This window comes from Maribacter aquimarinus (assembly GCF_047345505.1).
In the GTDB taxonomy this organism is placed as follows: domain Bacteria; phylum Bacteroidota; class Bacteroidia; order Flavobacteriales; family Flavobacteriaceae; genus Maribacter.
Window position 1 is genome coordinate 102,527 of sequence record NZ_JBLFEO010000007.1, and the last position, 19,166, is coordinate 121,692.

The window sequence follows — 19,166 nt, forward strand, 5'->3', positions numbered from 1 at the left end:
GTTATTTATTTGTTTTGTGGCGGCCCCTAAATTTGGTGGCCTTTTGTATTTTGTTATGGCGTGTTCCTTAAACTTATATGGCGCTCAACATCAGAAACAATCCATCTTTACCGCTTCAGTTCCCATTGGCGACTACACCTTGTTTGGCCCGCTCAAATTGGTGCAGGTACCAGTCCAAGGTCTTTTCAATGCCGGTTTCAAAATTTTCATCGGCCTTCCAACCCAACTCGTCCTCGATCTTGGAGGCATCTATGGCATACCGGAAATCATGGCCGGCCCTATCTTTTACATAGGTAATGAACGCACCGTACTTCTCTCCCGAGGACCGGGGCACTTTCTTGTCCAACAGCCTGCAAATGGTTTGGGCAATGTAGAGGTTGTTACGCTCGTTCCTGCCCCCAATGTTGTAGGTTTCACCGGACCTGCCCTTTTCGTAGGCCAGGGCAATTCCCTTGCAATGGTCCAGCACGTAGAGCCAGTCCCGTATGTTCTTCCCATCGCCATAAATGGGAATGGCCTCCCCGTTCAGGGCCTTTGCTATAATGGTGGGTATCAATTTTTCCCCATGTTGTTTGGGGCCGTAGTTGTTAGAGCAATTGGTGGTCACCACATCCATGCCAAAGGTATGGTGATAGCTGCGCACAATAAAGTCCGAAGATGCCTTGGAGGCACTGTAGGGACTGTTGGGGGCATAGGGCGTGGTTTCAGAGAACAGACCCTTGGCACCCAGGGAACCATAGACCTCATCCGTAGAAACGTGGTGAAAACGACAATCGCTGTAGGCTTCTTTGTAAATGCCGGGGGCCACCATCCAGTGTTTCTTGGCCACGTCCAACAGGTTAAAGGTGCCCAGGATATTGGTCTGCATGAAGGCGTCCGGGTGGGCTATGGAATTGTCCACGTGGGATTCTGCCGCAAAATGGATCACCCCCTTTATGTCGTACTCCAAGAACAGGGATTCCACCAACTCCCTATCGCAGATGCTGCCCTGAACAAAGGTATAGCGCCCGTGATCGGCCACCTCCCTTAGGTTGGCGGTATTGCCGGCGTAGGTGAGCGCATCCAAATTTACCAGATGTACGTTGCTGTTGTGGGCCAAATAATACGGGATGAAATTGGAGCCTATGAAGCCTGCACCGCCGGTGACCAATACTGTTTGCATAATGGGTTGTTTTTAAGGTTGATTCCGATTATTTGTAAATATAATCCTACAATAAGTTTGCCGTTGCATCTTTGTTGTGAAAGTACCCAAGTTTGTGGTGGCCGCCCTTGCCCGCGTAGAAAACACTTTTTACATCAGAAACCTGGAGTGCCCTTCTTGTTCCGATCCAAGCACCGGCGCTCCAAGATTGATATATTTTCCTACTTTTACCCCAGATGCCCCAAGATGTGCCGTTTGATCCTGTTGCCGTACCCACGGGCAAACCATAAAAGTAGGGCCGCCCCCATTGCCAAACCGTGGTTCTTCCGCGAAGGGTGGTTCTGTTTGGGTGGATGGCTTGTTTCAAGGGGCCAATGGAAAATAATCTATTTTTGATAAAGACCGGGGCAGCAAACACCTGCCCCCTAAATAAATGAACACAAATATGGATGAGGGCCCCGTAAACATTGCCATCATAGACGACGAACGGATGAACCTGGAAATGCTGGGATTCATTATTTCCCAAATGGGCTATGAACACATCCGGATACAGCAGAGCACAAAAGCCATCGCGGTCTTGCTCAAGACCTTGCCAGACCTCATCCTCTTGGACGTGCAAATGCCCCAAATGGACGGGTTTGAGCTTTGTGCCCTGATCAAGGCCAGGCAGTCCCTGGCCCACATCCCCATTATATTCATTACGGGAATGAACCAATCCAAAAACAAGATCAAGGGACTGGAACTGGGCGGAGTGGACTATGTGACCAAGCCCTTTAACCCGCCCGAATTGAAGGCGCGCATCAGGACCCATGTGGAACTTGCCCTGGCCAAAAAGTCATTGGAGGCCCAATCGGCGCTCAAGGACCGTATCTTTTCCATTATTGGCCACGACCTGCGCTCTCCCTTGAGCGCCGCAAAGTTGAAAATGGACTTTATCCTCAGGGGCATCATAGACCCCAAGCAAGATGATTTTTTGGACGGCACCGTAAAGGAGCTGAGCAGGACCATGGACGAGTCCCTGAACCTGCTCCAAAACCTTTTGGGGTGGGCCAAATCTGAAAGCGGCCAGATCCAGATCATTGCCGAGAAACTGCAGCTGTACGATCTGGCGGACCAAACCTGTAGGCTGCTGCAAATGGCCAGCGGGCACAAGGACATTGCACTGAGCAATGAAGTGGATGCCCTGCACTACGCCAACGCGGACATGAACACCATAAAAACGGTGCTGCGCAATCTTGTGTCCAACGCCATTAAGTTTACCCCAAAAGGCGGCCGCATAACCCTTTCATCCCAAGCAACGGACGCCAAGGTCACGGTGTCCGTTACGGACAACGGCCTTGGTATCTCCAAAAAAAATCAGGAGCGCATTTTGGACCGGCACACCCATTTTAGCAAGTTGGGCACGGACCAAGAACCGGGAACGGGGCTGGGGTTGGTGCTCTGCCAGTCCTTTATTGAAAAAAATGGGGGCCGCTTGGGCATTGAGAGCGAGGAGGGCAAGGGCAGTACCTTTTACTTTGAGCTTCCCTTGGCCCCGGCCAATGGCGCCTAAACAGCCGCCTCAGTAGTGGTGCCTCCACGCTTGGCGCGTTCCCAGTTCACGGACTGGGCGCCCTTGACATAGCGCGCAAAACCCAAGAAGACAGAAAGGTTCATGATAAAGAAATAGTAGGGAACAAAGAGGGCCTTTAGACGCATTTTTCTATGTTCCAGAAACCAGCCCAACAAAGCCGCAGCATAAAAAAGCACTTGGGCCCAGAACAATAGACCATAGATGCCCAAGGACAATAGGCCTTCATGTTGCGCCAAGATGGCATTGATGGGGAGAATGAGCAAAAGCAACAGGGGGACCAAGGTCCACCGCAATACCCGATGGGAGATGTACTGAAAGCTCAGTGTTCCGTAGCGAAAAACATTGAGCAGGGGCGCCAGGCGCACCACGGACTGTATCCCTCCGGCCGATATGCGCACCTTGCGCTTCAGTTCTTCCCCTACATTCGCCGATGCACTTTCTATGGCATAGGCCTTGGGGCTGTACTGTATGGTCTTTCCTTGCATGGCCACGCGCAGGGAGATCATAAAATCGTCCAAGAGGGTATCTGGTTCAACTTCCTGCCAAAGTTCGGTGCGTATGGCAAAGAGTTCCCCGGCAGCACCCACCACGGAGTAGAGCTCCGCGTCCCATTGCTTCAGTTGGGACTCATACCGCCAATAAAGGCCTTCACCGGCCCCAGCGGCGGCATCGGCTCCATGGGAGTAAATCCTTTTCTCGCCGGACACGCAGCCCACCTTGGGGTCCCTGAACAACCTCACTATCTCTTTTATCGAGTCTTTTCCCAGGTCCGTGTTTCCATCTGAAAAAATGACAATGGGTGTTTTTACATGCTGCATGCCCCGGTTCATGGCCGCAATCTTTCCCTTACGGGCGGCTTGGTGCAGCACGGTGACCCCGGTGTACTTCCGGAGCAATTCTGGGGTACCGTCATCAGAACCATCGGTGACCCATAATTGGGCAACCTTTTCCGGAGGGTAGTTCAAGCTATTGGAATTGGCCACCTTGGCATCCAGGTAGTCTTTTTCATTATAGGCCGCCACAAAGAGGGTCACTTCGGGTTCATAGTTCTCGTTTCCGCGGAAAGGCTTGTCCCAACCCAAGGCCCTTCTGACCTTTATCAGGGCAAAAAGCAAGATGCCGTAGCCCAAATAGGCGTAAAAAATGGTAAACAAGGCTACCCAAAAAACAACTTTCAACGACTCCATCCGTACTGTTTATGCCCACCCTTGACCTTTGTTTTTGCAAGGGCTCCAAAGGGCCGTTATGGCGATATCGCCCATTCATTTCTCTTACCCAACATGGCGCACCCCGAGCTTTTTCCTGAAATTTTAGGTTGCCACACCCGTGCCCAGTTCCCGGTACACCTCTTGGTAAAGCTCCAGCACATTCTGGGACATGGCCACCCATGAAAACTCCTTGGCCCTTAAAATGCCCCGTTCAGAAAGCAGTCTGGCCAAGTCCCGATCGTTCACCAAAGTGTGCATGGCGGCGGTTATCTGGGCAGGATCAAAGGGATCAATGATCAGGGCGGCATCTTCACCGGCCACCTCTGGCATGGAAGAGGTGTTGGAGGTGATTACCGGCACCCCACAGGCCATTCCCTCGAGAATGGGAATCCCAAAACTTTCCCGTAGGGACGGATACAGGAAAATGGTGCACTGACTTATGATGGAAGGCAGTTCTGCGTTGGGCACATAGCCCAGAAGCTGTATGTGCCCGCGCAGTTCGGGATGGCCCAGGGCCGTTAACATTCGCATTAATTCGGCCTCATTGAAATCCAGCATCACCAAGGTGTACGCTGTGGTGCTCTGCGCGTTAAAGTCCGCAAAGGCCCGTAGCACTCCCAAGGTGTTCTTCTTGGGGTCCGTGTTTCCCAAAAAGAAAAAGAAGCGATCGGGGAGGTTAAATTTCGTGGCCACTTGGGCCAAGGTCTCCCGGTGGGTCACTTTTTTAAAATGTGCCCCCACCCCGTTGTAGATCGCCCTTAGGCGGGCGTCCGAAAACCCAAAATGGGAACTTATGCGGTTCTTTTCATAATGGGAGACGGTGATCACCTTTTTGCTTTTTTTGATCACAGTGGGCACAAACCACCTGCGGTACATGTTCCCCAACTTTTGGTACCACGTGCCCTCTTTCTTAAAAAGACTGATGCTTTCCAGGTAAATGATGTCATGCAAGGTGGTGATCAGCGGCACCTTGGAGAACAAGGGCCCCGTATTGCTGGTGCAGTGCAAAACATCACAGCCTTCCTTTCTCGCTGCCCTGGGCAAGGCCAACTGCTCCCAGCCCGGGTAACCCAGCCAAGAGCGCAGCTCCACTATCTTGAAATTGGCCGCGGGCGGAATACAGGTATTGTCCTCATCCGGTCTCACAAAGACCACATACTCGTTCACGGTGTCTATCTGCTGCAGGTTCTTGATCAACTCCAAGGCCACCATGTCCATGCCGTGCTTTTTTTTGCGGTACAACCGCTGTCCTTCAATTCCTATTCTCATCTGTTTGGATATCTAGCTGGGGTTATGGGCAAGACACGGCCGCCTTGGTGCGCGAGCCGCCGATCGCGGGCCACAACAACGACCCAAGGCGGTTCTGCGGCAGACAGGCTCAAACCTTCATTAAGTTGTTAATGGACTCGGTCTTCATCAGCTCATCAAAATAGGCGATGGTGTGCACCAATCCTTCCCCAAGGGGTATTTTGGGGGCCCAGCCGTTCAGTTTTTCCTTGGCCAAACGAATGTCCGGTTGCCGTTGGGTAGGGTCATCGGAGGGTAAGGGCATGTGTATGATCTTAGAGGAACTCCCCGTGAGCTCGATCACATTCTGTGCCAATTCCAACATGGTAAACTCTACCGGATTGCCAATGTTCACCGGGCCAATGAAATCGTCTTCCGTGGCCATCATCCTGATCATGCCCTCCACCAAATCGCTCACATACTGGAAACTTCTGGTCTGGGTCCCGTCCCCGAAAATGGTAATGTCCTGTCCCTGTAGGGCCTGGTTGATGAAGTTCGAGACCACACGGCCATCATCCGGCTCCATTTTGGGGCCGTAGGTATTAAAGATCCTGATGATCTTGGCCCGCACCTTGTTGGATTCATGGTAGTTTACGAACAGGGATTCCGCACAGCGCTTCCCTTCATCATAACAGGAACGGATACCAATGGGGTTTACATGCCCCCAATAGTGTTCCGGTTGCGGATGCATTTCCGGATCGCCATAAACTTCACTCGTGGATGCCTGTAAAATCTTGGCATCTATCCGTTTCGCCAGGCCCAACATGTTGATCGCCCCCATTACGGACGTTTTAATGGTCTTTATTGGGTTGTGCTGGTAGTGCACCGGGGAAGCGGGGCAGGCCAGATTATAGATCTCATCGACCTCAATAAAATAAGGCATGGTAACGTCATGGCGCACCAGTTCAAAATAAGGATTACCCATTAAGTGGGCCACCTTGCTTTTTCTGCCGGTAAAATAGTTGTCCAGGCAAATCACTTCATTGCCCTCATTCAATAACCGTTCGCAGAGGTGCGATCCCACAAATCCGGCGCCGCCGGTGACCAATATTCGTTTCATCTATGTATCTTTTAATTGTTGAGCAGGGTGTTTAGGCCACGATGCTTTGTTTTTTTACTGATTTTGCACCGTTCACGGTTTCCCGCCCAATGCTGTAATAGGTATATTCCAAATCCTTCATTTCCTCGGGATCGTACACGTTACGGCCATCAAAAATGAGCTTGTTGTTCATGAGCTTCTCCAAAATCCTGAAGTTTGGCATCCGGAACTCAGACCATTCCGTGACCACCAGCAGGGCATCTACCTCTATACAGGCATCGTACTCATCCTTGGCATAGACCACGGTATCCTTTAAAGTATGTTTGGCCTCTTCCATGGCTACCGGATCATAGACACGGACCTGCGCACCCATGGCCAATAGTTGTTCTATGATCACCAAGGACGGCGCCTCGCGCATGTCGTCCGTTTTGGGCTTAAAGGCCAACCCCCAAACACCAAATTGTTTTCCTTTTAGGTTTTCTCCAAAATGCCCTTTTATCTTATGGACCAATATTGATTTCTGGCGATAGTTCACACTTTCCACGGCTTTGAGCACCTCCAAGGAATGGCCATGTTCATCTGCCGTGCGCACCAATGCCTGCACATCTTTTGGGAAACAACTACCGCCATAACCCGTTCCCGGGTAAATGAATTTGTTCCCAATGCGCGCATCGGATCCAATTCCCTTGCGCACCAGGTCCACATTGGCCCCCACCAATTCGCAAAGGTTGGCAATGTCGTTCATGAAACTGATCTTGGTGGCCAGCATGGAATTGGCGGCGTACTTGGTCATCTCCGAAGAGAAAATATCCATGAACAATAAGGGGTGCCCGTTCATTAGAAAGGGCTTGTACAACCGCTTTAAGGTTTTTTCGGCCCTTTGGGATTCAACGCCCACAACAATGCGATCCGGTTTCAAGAAATCGTCTATGGCACTTCCCTCCTTGAGAAACTCTGGGTTGGAGGCCACATCAAAAGGAAGTTCCGCTCCGCGTTTGGCAAGCGCTTCCGCTACGGCCGCTTTTACCTTAAAAGAAGTTCCAACGGGAACGGTACTTTTTGTGATGATCACTTTGTAATCTTCCATGTGCCGGCCAATTTCGCGGGCAACGCCAAGAACATACTTTAGATCGGCACTGCCATCCTCGTCGGGTGGGGTGCCCACAGCAATGAAAACAGCCTCACTGCCCTTTATGCCCTTGGCCAGGCTGGTAGTGAAGGCAATTCTCCCCTTTTCCAAGTTCCGCTCCAAAAGGGCATCCAGACCGGGCTCGTAAATGGGCACCTCACCTTTGAGGAGCATATCCACTTTCTTCTTGTCAATGTCCACACAGGTGACCTCAATTCCGGTTTCGGCAAAGCAAACTCCGGAGACCAGGCCCACATAACCCGTTCCTACCACGGTTATCTTCATAGTTGATGGTTTTATTGATTAAATCTTATTCTTACTTTTTTGTAAATATATTCTTACTTTATGGCCCATTTAAATTTATGTTGTGAAACAAAGTTTTTACGTGGTGAAGAGGCCATTGCGCCCAACAAAGGCGGTTTGGCACGTCCCTGGATGCCAAGGCCCTCCAAGGTTCCCGATCCGTGCTTTACCCGAATGCCGATTTTTTTAACGAACCCTTCCTTGGAAGTGCATCCATGCCAGGAACAGCCCGTATGCAACGAAGGCCCCGTGCCCTTCCTTTCCATTGTTAGATACTAAACCCAGATTAAGCAATAGAAATTCCCCGCCTGAAAGGAACGGGCAGGTATTACGGCTGCAAATCCCTGCAAAATCTATCGTTGCACTGACTTTTGCTCACTCACCGTAGCAATGGCTACCCGCCCGTACCGAACGATACGTTCGGGCGGGCACCTCAATCGCAAAAGTCTTGATTTTATTGGGCTTTACACCCTCATCCACGAAAGTCTAGTGCATAATCTGGGTTAAATGGGCAACGGCATGGTACCCCCGCCAAAAAGGGGGCAAGTTACAAAGGCAATCCCCAATCCCCGATCAAAGGCGGCGGGCAGCCCCCTACTGGCGACGAACGGCAGCCATAAAAGGTTAAGTGGCATTCTTTCCGGGCAAGGCCCCAATAAGTGCAAGAGCACCCCGATCCCGGTAAAGGACATGCCTTTCATGAAAATTGCTTGTCCAATTTTAGGTTTACCTCTTGCCTGCGCAGGGGCCTTCCCAAAAACAACAGCCTAGTGATGTTGAACCGGTTGAACACCTTTTCTACCACAACGGGCAGAAGCAGTCCCAGCATCAAGGAAAAGAAGAAAATAACCGGGGCATGGTTTACCCCCAATTTTTGCAGTATGATCCTACCGCCAGAGGTGCCAAAGGAATGAAACAAAAATATGGTGTAGGCATAATTGCCGATCCAGACCATGGACGGAACCTTGAACTTGGACCTGAAGAGCACCACAGTGCCCAAGAGACCAATGACCAGCCCCAAACCTGTGGTTTCCGAAAACCGATAAGGCACCAGACCAAACCAGGCCAATTGTTGCACTACCAGGGACCCCAATAAAACAAGGGCCATGAGGCCACCCAAGGTCTTGTTCTTAAAAACGGATTTAAATCTTTGAATGCCCACACCAATAACAAAGAACGGCAACAAATAGATGGCGCCCTTGAACCCAAAGTAATTTGGAAAGGCTTCCATGATCAAGGTGTCCCTGTACACCAAAAACAGGATGGAAACCAAGGCAACCAAGAGCAGGCCCCGGAAGGAATCCATTATTTTGCAACTATCCATCAGTGCCACCACCAAAAAGACAAGAAACAGGGAGTGCAGGTACCAATAAAAGGTATAGGGAAAGATCGTGATGCGCCAAATATCTTCCAAACTGTTGGAATAATTGGTGCCGGGAACCAAGCTCTGGACAATGTAGTACAACCCGCCCACAAAAATCATCGGGACCAAGATCCTCCGGGCCTTCTTTACCATAAATTGCACCAGGTTGTCCACGGCCGCGGGCCTAAGGGCATACACCCAGCCGGAGATCACCGTGAACAAGGGCATCCTCAAATACTCAAAAGTGTAGTATAGGTATCTAAGAAAAGAATCGTCCGCTACTTTCATTCCGCCATCGGAGGCAGAACCAATGACGTGCCCCATCACCACCAGGACAATGGCCACCCCCCGCAGGGTTTCAACGTATGGATTTTTGTTCGATTTAACCTTCATGCTATTCGTGCTTAATTTTTATGGGCCCTGTGCCAACGCTGCACCTTTACGGGACCCCTTACTGTTATTGTTGCGCCCTATGTTTGGCATACCCCTTTATCTGGTACGGCCCTTACATGACCAGAACCTGCCGTTCGGGAAAATCCGCTATGCGTGTTCCGGTTGTTTCCGCACTGCAATTTTTCCGTTCAGCACATTGAAAATGGAGGGAAACCATTTTTCCAGAACAATGGAGAACGACAGGGTCAAAGCGAGTCCAATGACAGGCGCAAACCGGTTGATCTCCCCAAAATGATCCGGGAAGGCAGTGCCCACGGTAACCCGCATCACCTCATAGACAATGGGATGGTACAGGTAAATGAACAGGGAATGCTTTTGCCCCCAGGTGGAGAATACATTTTCGCCGAGGTCCATTTTGGCACTCCACACGAACAAGGGAATGGCGGCCAACAAGGTACCGATCAAGAATTGGTGGGTGTACGGATCGTACCCAAACCGTGTTTCAAAAAACCTTGCCTCCACAAACTGAAGCCCGAAGCCCAGCAGAATAGACCCGATCAACACCGGTGTTCCAAAACCATTGAGGTCCTTTTTGGAGACAAGGATGCCGATGTACATAAAGGGAATGGCCAACAGCATACTGAACAGCGAAAAATCCAAGGCAAGACCCCACAATTGATCGTAAGAATCGGTCAACAGGGCAAAAATCACGATGGCTGCGGAGAGGTAGGGCAAGATGCCTGCCTTACCGACATAAAAGAGGTACCAAACAACCATATACCCGGTTAACAAAGCACCAATGAACCAGAGGTGAAAATAGCTTCCGGTAAGAATGGTGGCAATGCTGTTCACATTGTTTCCGTGCAGAACATCTATGGGAAGGTAAACGGTACTGGATACGATGAGGATGGTGATCAAGGTGCTCATGTTCTTTTGGATGCGACCAAAATGGAGCGTATTGCCAACGATCTTAGCCCCCAGAAAAAAACCTGTGGCCATAAAATAAAAGGGCACGGCCCAGCGCGCCAGCAACCGTATGTTGGCCACGTATTCCCCGTTCATGTTCCCAAAATCCGTATGGATGCACATGATAAAAAATGCCCCAATGAGCCTAAACAGGTCCAAACCGTTTCTCCTGCCCGTGTTACCGTCCTTGTTTTGCACAACCGTCTTCATGATCAATTGATGTTTTCGGACACATCCGTGGTGTGCGGTGTATGTATGAACCTTTTGGTGGCGCCCCTCATTTTAAACAGGGCAAAAAATATTCCTACAAAGGCTTTTGGCAACTGTAAGAAGGACGTGAGCATCTGCTTGGTATAAAACTTCCGCGGTATGGAGATGGCAAAGGAGAGGATATTGGCCACAAAGAGGCCTGCCCACACATAAAAATAGAAATGGGGGCTCAAAAAATAAGCAATGACCGCCGCCCCGAACAGAAAGCCCGGCAAGAGCAACCTTGGGGGCAAGATCATCTGGAAGGCCTTGTCAAAATAATTGACGTTGCCCTTGGTGAGCAAATGCCATAAGGCCGTGAAGAAATCCTTCTTGAAATAGTGGAACTGTGCGGATATCCACCTGCTCCGTTGGTTGTTGAACACCTGTGCCCGGCTCACCTTTTCATCGTAACAGATGGCATCGTGCCTATACTCAAACGTATGGCCCCTTTTAAGCAAGCGCAGCTCCACCTCCTTGTCCTCGGCCACGGAATCTATCTTCTTCATCGTATCCTTGTACAGGGGGTAGGAGAAGGCCATCCCGGAACCGGCCAGCCGGGAAGACATGCCAATGGCGCGGTGCCCCTTACTGTAGATGTTGTTGTTTATCTCCTCGCTCACGGCATCCAAAAACGCAAAGCCCTGGCTGTTCTTGGCGGCCCTATGGCCCTGGACCACCTGGTAGCCCGCATTGATGGAGTCGTTCATTTTGGAGATGAAATCGGGCGCCAGCACATTGTCCGCATCCATGATCAAGGCCACATCATAAAGATCATCGGGGAGCTCGGCCATGGTACGGTTCAGTGCCTTGGCCTTGGTGCTCTTTTCAAAGGAGACCTCATTTACCGTTATGGGAAGTGTGCGCAGCTTGTCCAAGGTTTTTTGCTCAAAGGAATCTGCAATGACAATGACGTTGTACAGTTCCTTGAGGTAGTCTTGTTTCAATACCTCCTTGGCCACGCCATAGATCACGGCATCTTCCTTGTAGCCGGGAATGAACACCACAAACCGGTTCTGTTTATGGGTTAAAGGTTTTTTTGGGGTGAAGGGCACATGGCCCATAAGGGCAAAGAAGATGAGAAAGAAAACGGATGCCCCCAAATAAGCAATGAGGAGAAAATGTACGATATCCAGAACGATCATAATTGTGGATTGATGTTAATGTTACGGTTGCTGATATTCCAAACCACCCCTCTGTACAATGCGGAAAGATGTGCTTTGCTGAAGAGATACTTGAGGGTGTTCTTGGGCAGTGAAATGATATGAAAGTAAAGCATGGCCAACAAAAACCGGGAACCGCTGCTGTTGCGCCTTAAAAAAAGCACCCTGTTGCGGTTCAGGTAATAGGTTTTAAGCGGACTGTTCTTTCCGGTGGAGATGGACTCCTTATGCCAGATGGTGGAGTTGGGCTGGTAGTAAATGCTATAGCCGGCCTGCCTTACCCGCTCCGCAAAGTCGTACTCTTCGTAGTACAGAAAATAACCTTCGTACAACAGCCCCAATTCCCTGAGCACACTGGCCCTGATCATCATGCAGGCCCCGTGGGCATAGTGGGTCTGCTTGACCTTGTCATGCTGTCCGTGATCCACTTCCTTGTCCCCGTCACTTCCTCCCCTGGAGGTGATCGGGTTCAGGGCGGGGATTCCCGCATACTGGATCACATTGTCCTCGTGGAAATAGCGTATTTTGGAGCTGGCAATGCCAATCTTTTCATCGGATTCCATCAGGGACACCAAACTGTCCAGAAAATCCGGGGCCACCTCGGTATCATTGTTCAGCAGCAGCACATACTCCCCTTTGGCCTGTCTCAAGGCCAGGTTGTTGCCCCCGGCAAATCCCAGGTTTTCCTTGCTGATGATGAGCTGGATCTCCGGATACCCTTCCTTGATCATCTGCGGGTCCGTGGTAGGGGAGCCGTTGTCCACGATCAAGGTTTCAAAATTGGGGTAGGTCACCTGCCGTAGCGATGCCAACATTTCACAGGTAACCTGGGGCTGATCGTAGTTAACGCTAACGATGGACACCAAGGGTTGGGCGGGTCTTTTCTTCATGATGCTTTCTCTTGTTTTGCCCGTTCAATGGCACGGCCAATTTCCAATACGTTGTTCTCCCAAGTATGGCCTTGGGCAAATGCCATGCGCCGCTGTTCCCTATCCTCACTGTTCTCTTCCAATGCCCTCTCAATGAGTTGGATGTAATCGGTGGCCGTTTCCCCCAAATACACGTGGTCCTTGAAAATTTCCATGGTGGGGGTCTGGGTGGCCACAGTGGGCTTGCCCATGGCCAGGTACTCATCTATTTTCCTGGGATAGTTTCCTATGGTGAGGTCATTGACCAATTGGGGGTTCATGCAGACATCAAAATACTTGATGTAGGCCGGGAGCTCGTCCACATTCTTGCTTCCCAAAAAATGAACGTTGGGCAAGTGGTGCAGTGCGCTCCTTTTAAAGGCACCATCTTCCGGGCCAACCAAGACCAACTGCCAATCTGCCCTGGCCTTTGCAAGCTCCACCAACAGCTCAATGTCCAAGCGCATCTCGGTTAAAAAACCGATATAGCCGATCTTTACGCCATGGATGGTTGCCAGGTCCTGGGGTTCCTGGACACCGTTTTGCGAAAAAAGCTCCAGATCACAGCCCTGGCCCACATAGTAGGCGTGCCTGTTGTAGGGCTTGGCATAGTCCCTTAGATAAGGGGAGTTGGAGACCACAAGATCGGCAGACCTCATCGTTTCCGGCTCCAATCGCACCCCATGCCTCTTAAAATAGTCTTGGGTGATCAAATTGTCCCTGATGTAGTAAATGTTCAGTGCCGGCTCCAGCAGTTCCTTTAAATAGACCCCCCTGAACATGGAACTGTCATTGAACAGGATATAATCACTGAACCCGAGCTCCTGGGCAATTCTCCGTATTTCGGATGCCAGTCTCTTTGTGTTGAGCCTATTGAAATAATCGTACACTTTTTTGTTCTTGATCCAGTTGGCCGATTCAAAGACCATCTTGGGATAAAAAGACCAGAACGCATTGCCCAGATCCACCAGGCCACTGCTTCTTCCCTTTAGTACGGACAACCTCCTGAGGTCATTGGGATCCGTGAACCTTCTTTTTAGGAACTTCTTGCGATCCAAGGGCACATTTACGTAGATGACCCTGTTGTGCTGGGCAAGCACCGCAGCAATGTTTTTACAGTTGCTGCCTATGGATATGTCCCAGGACTGCATTCCCACAATGACAATATCTTTTCCTTTGATCATGGTAACTTATTTTTCAATTGGTTTGGGTAAATAATCTTCCTTTGGCCTTTCAAAGATCTCCGGAACGGAGATGATGGCCATAGTGGCGTAAATGAGCAGGGAATTGGGCATTTGGCCCAACACCTCGTTGCCGTAGGAGGCCACCATAACGCCGGCCATGCCCGCTATCAAGGCGCTCATCCGCAGCTTTGTTATGGGGTCCCTGATCCGGAACATCACTTTAAACGATGCCGTTCCAATGACGTAGAATAGGATGATGAGGTGCAGCACCAGACCCACAATGCCCATCTCTACCCAGATCATGACGTACCAACTGTCCGTGGCCACATGGGAGAGAAAGGCATGGGGCAAAAAACGCTGCGCCTTATCGCCACCATGGCCCACACCGCCGCCAAAGGGCCGGGAAGCGAGATAGGTCTTAAGAATGGCCTGGTTTTTTTTCCGGACCATCAAAGAAGGGTTGTTGGGATCGAAGCCGGTTCTCATTCTTCGTATCTGGTCATTGCCGTTGCCTATGGTGGTAAACTTAAAGAAGACAAAGACCAGGGCCACGAACAGCACACCGGCGGTGAGCACCTTGATGTTCTTTCTCAAAACGAAAAAGGTCATAAAACCAATAAAAGGAACGGCTATGGCTCCCCTGGTGCCCGATATGAGCATGCCATAGAGCCCAAGAACCCCAACCGTGATAAAGAATATTTTGGCCCTTCCCTTTTTGGTCATGGCATAGATCAGGGCCACGACGGCAGAATACCCTTGGTTTGCACCGTAGTTTCCGGCATCGGTATAAAAGCCAAAGATGCGCAGTTTCCCAAAGAGCACATGGGTCTGGGCGGCACCGCCATCCAGCCAGGCCTGCTCGGCAGCGTCCACACCAAAAAACAACTGTCCCATACCCTTGAAGGACGCCAGAATGGAAAACACGCCCCAGATGTACAAAAAGGTATCCAACCTCTTGTTGCTATCCATGAACATCAGGGTAAGGACCACCACAAAGAGAAAGTGAAACCCCGTGCTCCTGCCCGCGATCCAAGCCTCCGTGCTGCGGGCCTCGGGGTTCATGAGCTGAAAAATGAAATAGCCCAACCAAAGCACCGCCAAAAAAGTAACGGGCTTCCCGGCGGGCGACCAGTCCACCCGCTCCCTGAACCGGGAAAAAATCAAGGCCAAAAAGCTCAGCACCAAGATGCCGTCCATGACAAAACCAACGGGAAAGGGAAATTTTACATAGCGCGTGGAACCGAGTATCACAAAGTTGAGGACAATGGCAGAGTAAAACCCAAGAATTGGGTGCTTGAACAGGGCGTATGCATAGATGCCACCAAAGAAAAGGGCCAACAACAGCACCGCCCCGGCCACTTTCATCTTAACCAAGAGAAAGGCCAGGGCCACCGTTGCCAAGAGCACCCCTAGAATGGCGGTGCCACTTGCCAGGCCGGCAGAGCCGCACAGCTTGTCAAAGGGGTTTATATGGTTGGTTCCCGTATTCATTTTACTTGTTTGCCAGGGCATAGCGCCCATGCACCAGTTTCTTGAAATTGTTTTTGTAAAAATTCGCCCCACAAGAAAAAATGGCCCCGTAGGTGAGGTTTAACTCCTTGTTCAAAAAGTACATTCCCACCCCAATGCCGATCAAGGTAAAGGCAATGGAGGCCACGGCCACCAGAAGCAAGGATTCAAACACAAAGACTGCGATGAGGTCTCCCGTAACATTTGCCGCCACCATCACAAATACCTTGAAGGCGTTTACCTTTGGCCTGTTCACACTGTCCAGACCAACCCCGGTCATTCGGTCAATGGGCAGGAGCAGCCCATAAAGGGCAAAGACACGGACAATGGCCACCACATTGGATCCCATTTCCGGAGATGCCCGTAGATAGTGCTCCCCAGAGAGCATGAGCACCAAATACTCGGCAAAGACAAATACAAAAATGCTCATGGCCGCGAACAAATACGTCAACGCACCGGAATAGGTATAGAACAAATACCTAACCTGTTTTAGGTTGTCTTGAATACTGGCTTTGGACATTTTGGGAAAAGCGGTGGCCACAAAGCTCCGTAGGGGGATCTGGAGCAATTCGGTGAGCTTTAGGGGAATGCTGTACATAGCCACGGCCGCACTGCCCATGGGGCTTAAACTGATGATCACCGCATCTGCACTGACCAAGAAGTTGGTCCCTATCAAGGTAATGGTGGTGTATTTTCCAAAATTCAACAAGGTCTTGTTGGTCTCTGAACCTGCCCTGGTGATCAGCTTTGTGCCATCCCACCCCAGGACAATGGTGAGGCCGGAGGTGATGCCGTTAATGACGAGCAGGGTTATGACCAGCTCGTTCAGGGCCATTTCCACAAAAAAGAAATGGAACAGAATGACCAGAAAAAAAAGGCCACTGTTTATGGATTTTATGAGCAGCATACGATCGTACCTGCGATCGGCCTGCAAGACCACCAGCGCATTGTTCCAAGGCAGGTTGGCAAAGGCCAGTACGGGGTACCATTTAAAGAACAAGTTATAGGCAGAACCTGCAAGGGCATCATGAAACACCTGATAGCAAAGAGCGATGATGAAGGCCACCAGGACCGTGGCGCACAGTCCAATGAGGGCGTTGGAGCCTATGAGCTTGGTCCTTGAGCTCTGATCGGCACCGGACAGGAAACGTATGAGCCCGGTATTGGTAATGCCAAAACGGAACATTTCCACAAAAGAACCACCGGTAATGAACAGCACCCATTCCCCAAAGACATCCAGGGAAAGGCTCCGTGCCAGCAACGCAAAGCCAAGGAGTCCCAAAACGGCAATGACCACATTGCCCATCAAGGAAAGGAAGTTATCTTCGCGTGCCAATTTTTTGAACATATGCATGGGATGGTTTTCTATATCTGGCTTTTGGAAAGGAACTGGAAACGGAACATGGCCTTCAACTTTCTTCTGAACTTGTTCCTGGTCTTGGGCAGATCGCCCAAAACGGCCTCGGTCTCGTTAATTTGAACCCCGTTTACAATAATCCCCAATGTTGAGGCACAGGATTCCTTTAAGTACTTCAAGGCCATTTCATCGGCATCCGTCCAAACCCTATTGGAGCGGCACACCATGACGTTCAGATCTGCATTGAGCATTAATTCCGCAGGATATTTGTTGTGGATAATGGCCGGTAATTCAATGATCACAACATCTGGGGTGGCATTGGCAAATGTGCTGTCCTGGGCCAAAATGTCCTTGTAGCCCTTTGCGTTGTAAAAGGTATTGTCCAGCTTGTACGTGAAATATTCTGAAGACTCCAGGTAGTTGTCCACGGGATCCAAAAAAGGATTTCCAAAATCTATCCGCGTGTCCGGATAGCCTAACATCTTGTTTATGATAGAAGTTCTGGCAACTTCTTTCAGCGGGGGTCTTTTTTCGCTGTAATTCAGAACCAGTACCTTTTTGCCCTCTTGCTTCAAGGTCTTGGCCATATTGCCGGCCATGACGGTTTTGCCTTCCCATTTTTGGGTACTGAACACGGTGATGACCTTGGTCCGTTCTCCTTGGTGCAATTTGCCAACATGCTGCAATACGTTCTGGACAATGATGCCCAATAACCGTTCCCTGACAAAGGCCAAATTGGTGCCCCCGGTGTTCTGCACGATCTTTGGCATCATTCCCAAAGGTTCCAATCCCGTCTTCTTGGCCCCCTTGATGGAATTTTTGAGGGTATCATCAAAGTACTCCATGACAAAAATGACCCCAAGGGTCAATATGCCGCCCACCAAGGCGGCGGCAATGATCAAGATGGCCCGTTTGGTAGGGTTGGGCTTAAGCGGGTAAAAAGGGGCATCCACCGTTTTTAGGTTTGCAGAGAGCTCACTGTCCGTCAATTTTAGCTTGGCCAGGTTCAACCCGTGCAAAATTTCCAGATACCCTTGTTCCGCAACCGAGATCTCGCGTTCCAGTCGCTTCATATTGGCGCCGGCAGGGGCATAATTGGCGTAGGTTTCCTGAAACTGCTCTTTTTGGCCCTCAATGACCTTGATCTTTGCTTTTAGATCTTCGGTATCCACCGAGCTGGCCATCCAGTCCGGGAGCACTTTGGAAATGGGAAGGCCATCAATGGAATTCTGGTAGGTGTACATCTCGTCCACGCTGGTCTTTATGCCCGCGTCCAATAGCTTAATTTTTGCTTTGAGCTCCTGAAGTGTCCGCCTATCTGCCTCCGTACCTCCGGATTGCAGTTTGGCCCGGGCCATGCCCATTTGGAACTTTAGGTCTCCCAGTTCCTTTTTCTTTTCAAGGACATCATTGCTCTTGGCCTGTATGATCTCCTGGATCTTCAATTTCTCTTCCAATCTTTTGGATCCCGCCTGGATGCCCGCCAGGTCGGCGATCTTCTTTTTATAGTCCACCTCCAGCTCCTCCTTTACCACCGCCACGGCCTTGCTCTGCTCATAATAATTTATGATGTTGGATTTCTTGTTGAACTCCAACAGCTTGTTCTCCGCTTCCTTGAGGGCCTCCTTGGCCTTGTCCAGTTCATTCTCAAAATACTTTACCACCGCATCGGAGCTGTTCTCCTTGATGGCCTTGTAGTTAATGGTACAGACCTCGTTGTAAATGGCAAGGGTGTGCTGGCAAATGCCAGGGTCATTGGCCGTATAGGTGAGCTTGATCAAATCACTGTTGCCAATGCGCTGGGCCTTGACGCCCGATACGGCCTTTATGGAGTAATGGGCGTCATCATCAAAACTGAGCAGGCCATAGATGTAGTTGTCGCTGCTGCTGCGCATCAATTGCAGCAGGTTCTGTACCGTCTTCTCGTAGGCAAGGCGATCGATCTGTGGTGGAAGCGGATTGTTGATCATCCTTTCCCGGTCCAAGGTGGCCGGATCCACTTCCCCGGTTTCCACATAGGTGTACACCCGCTCCGGAACCTTGAGCCTAAGCTCGTTGTAGAAGGCCTCGGAAATGTACTTGGGGTCTGCCTCCGGCAGCATGAGGTGCAGGGCCAAGAGCCTTACCGCCACTTCTTCCTGGGTTTCCCTGGAATTGATGATGTTGATCAAATTATCAAAAGCCGTGTTGGTGGCCTGGTAGTTGAAGGTCTTGTCCATTTCAATGGAAGAACCGGAGGCCAGGCCGGTGTACAGGACGGTTTGCGAGGAATACTCAAAGGTGGGGTTCATGGTAAGGACCATGACCAACACCGCAAGCAGTATGGGCACCAGCAGCAAGAGCCGCAAGTGCTTTAAAATCAACCTAACAAAATCAATCACCGTCATGTTGCCA

At 50.5% G+C, this 19,166-nt stretch carries 14 protein-coding genes; 1 reads left to right on the forward strand and 13 read right to left on the reverse strand.

Annotation, left to right across the window (positions count from 1 at the left end; all coding sequences use genetic code 11):
• Positions 1 to 115: 115 nt before the first annotated feature.
• On the reverse strand, positions 116 to 1,162 hold the full coding sequence (rfbB, locus tag ACKWCC_RS07165; RefSeq protein ID WP_413995231.1) for a dTDP-glucose 4,6-dehydratase: 1,047 nt from the start codon (positions 1,160 to 1,162) through the stop codon (positions 116 to 118).
• A 412-nt stretch (positions 1,163 to 1,574) separates the two neighbouring features.
• On the opposite strand from rfbB, the gene ACKWCC_RS07170 reads away from it, so the two are divergent.
• Positions 1,575 to 2,693, forward strand: a complete 1,119-nt coding sequence (locus ACKWCC_RS07170; protein ID WP_413995232.1) for a hybrid sensor histidine kinase/response regulator — start codon at positions 1,575 to 1,577, stop codon at positions 2,691 to 2,693.
• Here the strand turns inward: ACKWCC_RS07170 and ACKWCC_RS07175 are convergent.
• The 12 genes from ACKWCC_RS07175 to ACKWCC_RS07230 all read right to left on the reverse strand — a co-directional run bounded on the left by ACKWCC_RS07175 (position 2,690) and on the right by ACKWCC_RS07230 (position 19,159).
• Positions 2,690 to 3,901 carry a glycosyltransferase family 2 protein gene (locus ACKWCC_RS07175; protein ID WP_413995233.1) on the reverse strand — a complete coding sequence of 404 codons (1,212 nt, stop codon included), beginning with the start codon at positions 3,899 to 3,901 and terminating at the stop codon, positions 2,690 to 2,692. The two genes, ACKWCC_RS07170 and ACKWCC_RS07175, sit on opposite strands and share 4 nt — an antisense overlap.
• Before the next feature lie 123 nt (positions 3,902 to 4,024).
• The gene (locus ACKWCC_RS07180) at positions 4,025 to 5,191 is read right to left on the reverse strand and encodes a glycosyltransferase family 4 protein (RefSeq protein WP_413995234.1); all 1,167 of its coding nucleotides are present in this window, start codon (positions 5,189 to 5,191) and stop codon (positions 4,025 to 4,027) included.
• Between the two features lie 109 nt (positions 5,192 to 5,300).
• The gene (locus ACKWCC_RS07185) at positions 5,301 to 6,269 is read right to left on the reverse strand and encodes a UDP-glucuronic acid decarboxylase family protein (RefSeq protein WP_413995235.1); all 969 of its coding nucleotides are present in this window, start codon (positions 6,267 to 6,269) and stop codon (positions 5,301 to 5,303) included.
• 31 nt (positions 6,270 to 6,300) lie between these two features.
• Complete coding sequence (locus tag ACKWCC_RS07190; protein ID WP_413995236.1) at positions 6,301 to 7,662, reverse strand: UDP-glucose dehydrogenase family protein; 1,362 nt, start codon at positions 7,660 to 7,662, stop codon at positions 6,301 to 6,303.
• 715 nt (positions 7,663 to 8,377) lie between these two features.
• On the reverse strand, positions 8,378 to 9,436 hold the full coding sequence (locus ACKWCC_RS07195) for an acyltransferase family protein (RefSeq protein WP_413995237.1): 1,059 nt from the start codon (positions 9,434 to 9,436) through the stop codon (positions 8,378 to 8,380).
• Positions 9,437 to 9,583: 147 nt separating this feature from the next.
• Entirely contained in the window at positions 9,584 to 10,612 is a 1,029-nt protein-coding gene (locus ACKWCC_RS07200) for an acyltransferase family protein (RefSeq protein ID WP_413995238.1), read from the reverse strand.
• 2 nt (positions 10,613 to 10,614) lie between these two features.
• On the reverse strand, positions 10,615 to 11,796 hold the full coding sequence (locus ACKWCC_RS07205; RefSeq protein ID WP_413995239.1) for a glycosyltransferase family 2 protein: 1,182 nt from the start codon (positions 11,794 to 11,796) through the stop codon (positions 10,615 to 10,617).
• Positions 11,793 to 12,704: a glycosyltransferase family 2 protein gene (locus tag ACKWCC_RS07210; RefSeq protein WP_413995240.1), complete on the reverse strand. Its 912-nt coding sequence runs from the start codon at positions 12,702 to 12,704 to the stop codon at positions 11,793 to 11,795. Before ACKWCC_RS07210 ends, ACKWCC_RS07205 begins: the two co-directional genes overlap by 4 nt.
• On the reverse strand, positions 12,701 to 13,906 hold the full coding sequence (locus ACKWCC_RS07215) for a glycosyltransferase (protein ID WP_413995241.1): 1,206 nt from the start codon (positions 13,904 to 13,906) through the stop codon (positions 12,701 to 12,703). The genes ACKWCC_RS07210 and ACKWCC_RS07215 overlap by 4 nt, the downstream gene beginning before the upstream one ends.
• A gap of 6 nt (positions 13,907 to 13,912) precedes the next feature.
• Positions 13,913 to 15,397, reverse strand: a complete 1,485-nt coding sequence (locus ACKWCC_RS07220) for an O-antigen ligase family protein (RefSeq protein WP_413995242.1) — start codon at positions 15,395 to 15,397, stop codon at positions 13,913 to 13,915.
• A gap of 1 nt (position 15,398) precedes the next feature.
• Complete coding sequence (locus tag ACKWCC_RS07225; RefSeq protein ID WP_413995243.1) at positions 15,399 to 16,763, reverse strand: lipopolysaccharide biosynthesis protein; 1,365 nt, start codon at positions 16,761 to 16,763, stop codon at positions 15,399 to 15,401.
• A gap of 17 nt (positions 16,764 to 16,780) precedes the next feature.
• Entirely contained in the window at positions 16,781 to 19,159 is a 2,379-nt protein-coding gene (locus ACKWCC_RS07230; protein ID WP_413995244.1) for an exopolysaccharide transport family protein, read from the reverse strand.
• Positions 19,160 to 19,166 lie beyond the last annotated feature (7 nt).